This is a genomic window from Natronospira sp. (assembly GCF_007134575.1).
GTDB classification, from domain to species: domain Bacteria; phylum Pseudomonadota; class Gammaproteobacteria; order Natronospirales; family Natronospiraceae; genus Natronospira; species Natronospira elongata.
On record NZ_SLKM01000061.1, the window covers coordinates 1 to 3,169 of the forward strand.

Sequence of the window (3,169 nt, forward strand, 5' to 3'; positions counted from 1 at the left end):
CTGTCTCGCCAGCAGGAGGTGGATTACCTCACCGCCCACGGCATCGAGGTCCCGCCGGCCACCGGGACCTACTCGGTCAATGCCGGGCTCTGGGGCACCACCGTGGGCGGTGCCGAGACCCTGGACAGCTGGCCGGAACTGCCTGAATCCGCCTGGCCGGGGGGCGCGCCCGCGGCGCGGGCGGACGAGAGCCGGGAGTTGATCATCGCCTTCGAGCAAGGCGTGCCGGTGAGCCTTGATGGCGAAGCCCTGGCGCCGGTGGCCCTGATCGATGAGCTGGCGGTCATGGCCGAGCATTTTGGCATCGGTCGCGGCGTGCACCTGGGCGACACGATTCTCGGCATCAAGGGCCGGGTGGGATTCGAGGCCGGTGCCGCGCTGTTGCTGATCACCGCCCACCGGGAGCTGGAGAAACTGGTGCTGTCGGGCAAGCAGCTGTTCTGGAAATCCCAGCTCGGCGACCTCTACGGCAGCCTCATTCATGAAGGCCAGGCCTACGACCCCCTGCTGGGGGATCTGGAAGCCTTTCTTGAACACAGCCAGGCCCGGGTCAGCGGCGAGGTCCGCCTGCGCCTGCATCCGCGCGCGGTGACCGTGCTTGGTCAGCGTTCACCCTACTCGCTCATGGACGCCAACACGGCAGCCTACGGCGAGGCCAATCACCTCTGGAGCGGTGACGATGCCCGCGGCTTTGCGCGGGTGTATGGGGTGGGCCAGCGCCTGGCGGGGCAGGCGGCCCAGGAGGCACAGGAGGCACAGTCTCCGCTGCGAGGGCTGAAGTGTGGTTAGGGGTAAGGAGTGAGGGGTCAGGGGTGAGCCATGTCGCCGCCCCGTCCCAAGCCCAAATTGGTTTTCCTTTGCGTCTTTGCGCCTTTGCGCGAGACCAACCAGAGTCAGCAACATGCGTATTCAAGTGGACAAGATCGCCTCCGTCACCCGCAACCTGGGCCTGGACCGTGCCCTGACCCTGTCGCGGGAGATCGTGGTGGAGCCCGGCTCGGTGATTGCCGCGCGGGTGCTCAATGACAAGAACAGCTACAACGTGCTCGAAGATGTCTTCGGCCGGCTCAACCAGGTCAACGCCGGTGACCTCATCGTCGGTGCCCTGGGGCATCGCAATGCCCTGCATGGCTATGAAGGCCGCATGCCGACGCAGGTCATGGCCGGCGATCACCTGCAACTGCTCAACCTGGGCGGGGTGATCGGCGACTGCATTTCCCACAACCCGGAAGTGGGTCCGCCCTTCGAGCTCGAGGTGCTCGGCCAGGTCATGGTCTATCCGGACTTCCAGTCCCGGCGCGGGGTACCGGCCCGGGTCGCCGCCCACGGGGTCGGCGGCGATGGCGGGCTACCCGACTGCCCGGTGGTCTATGTGGCCGGGACCTGCATGAACTCCGGCAAGACCGCTGCCGCCACCCGCCTGATCAAGGGCCTGCGCCAGACCGGGCTGAAGGTGGCCGGCTGCAAGCTCACCGGCATCTCGGCCCTGCGCGACATTCTCGAGATGCGGGATTATGGTGCCGCCTGGGTGATGGATTTCACCGATGCCGGCGCGGTCGGCACCGATCCGGGCAATGCCGCGGACTTGAGCCACCGGGTGTTCTCGGCCCTGGGCGAATATCGGCCCGATGTGATCGTGGCCGAGACCGGCGATGGCGTGATGGGCGAATACGGGGTGCAATCCATTCTGGCCGACCCGGAATTACGCGCACTCGCCGCGGCCTTTGTCTTCTGCGCCAATGACCCGGTGGGGGTCGCCGGCGGGGTGGATTACCTGCGAACCACTTTCGGCATCGAGACCGATGTGGTGACAGGGCCGGCCACCGACAATGCCGTCGGCCTGCGTTTCATCCACGATCACCTGGGGCTTGCCGCCCACAATGCCCGCCAGGATGGCGCGGGCCTGGTGGATCATATCCTCGCCCGCCTTCGCGAGCGGGCCGCTGAGCGGCAGGTGGCCTGATGGCGGGGCAGGCGAACAGGCCGATTACGGCCCTGCTCCTGGGTGCGGCCGGCTACGGTGGTGGGGAACTGTTGCGTATTCTGCATGCCCATCCCGCGGTCGGCGAGGTCCAGGCGGTCTCCCGCTCCCATGCCGGCCAGCCCTGGCATGCCGCCCACCCCCGGCTGCGGGGCTTTGTCGAGGGCGAGTTTCTCGCCAAGCCCGATCTCGACACCCTGGCCGCGAGCGACTATCCGGTCATCTTCTCGGCCCAGCCCAATGGTTCTCTGGCGCGCGATTGGTCCGCCTTCTCGGCGGCATTGGCCGATCGTGAACTGCTGTCGCGGACGACCGTCGTTGATCTGTCCGGTGACTTTCGCCTCGGTGATGCCCAGGCCTACCAGGTGGCTTACGGCCAGCCCCATCCGGTACCGGAGGCACTGGGCCAATGGGTATATGGTTTGAGCGAGCATCAGGCCGAGGCCCTGCGCGGTGCCCGGCGCATTGCCAACCCCGGTTGTTTTGCCACCGCCGTGCAGCTGGCCTTGAAGCCCCTGCTGGAACTGGCCAGCCCCGATTGGCTGGCCATCACGGGTGTGACCGGCTCCAGCGGCTCGGGGGTCCATCCCAGCGCCACCACCCATCACCCGGAACGGGCCGATGATTTCCGTGCCTACAAGCCCTTGCAACACCAGCACGAGGCCGAGATCCGCCGTGCCCTGGCCGCCCAGGGTGGCCATGCTCTTAAGCTGGGCTTTGTGCCTCATTCGGCACCGATGGTGCGGGGTATCTTCATTACCGTGCAGGCCTATCTACCGGGTATGGACGAGGAAAGCCTGCGCCGGCATTACCAGGCCAGCTATGAGGGACGGCGCTTTATCCGACTAGTTGACGACTTGCCGCGAGTACATTCGGTGATCGGCACCAATGCCTGTGATCTGGGCCTGGCGGTGAGGGATGGTCAGGTGGTGGTGATGGCGGCGCTGGATAATCTCATCAAGGGGATGGCCGGGCAGGCGGTGCAGAACATGAATCTGGCTTTGGGGTTGGATGAGAGTAGTGGGTTGGGATAGTGCCCTTCGAAGTCGGTGACGGGGGTGCGTTCCGGCCCAGGTTCCGGTGGCCTTGCTCAGGGACGCACGGTCGCTATCCCCTGGGGCAGTACGATCCCGTATTCGGCCAACAGGCCGCGGACCTGGTTACACAAGGCCGTGCGCTGGCGAATCC

2 protein-coding genes and 1 pseudogene are annotated in these 3,169 nt (G+C 66.3%); all 3 read left to right on the plus strand.

Annotation, left to right across the window (positions count from 1 at the left end):
• Positions 1-789: pseudogene (locus ACJWXQ_RS02490) on the plus strand (argininosuccinate synthase); the annotation flags it as partial.
• 112 nt (positions 790-901) lie between these two features.
• Positions 902-1,963, plus strand: coding sequence for a hypothetical protein (locus tag ACJWXQ_RS02495; protein WP_346050980.1), 1,062 nt, complete (start codon positions 902-904; stop codon positions 1,961-1,963).
• A complete protein-coding gene (gene argC, locus ACJWXQ_RS02500) occupies positions 1,963-3,015 on the plus strand; it encodes an N-acetyl-gamma-glutamyl-phosphate reductase (protein WP_406672067.1) in 1,053 nt (350 codons plus the stop codon). Before ACJWXQ_RS02495 ends, argC begins: the two co-directional genes overlap by 1 nt.
• Positions 3,016-3,169: the final 154 nt, after the last annotated feature.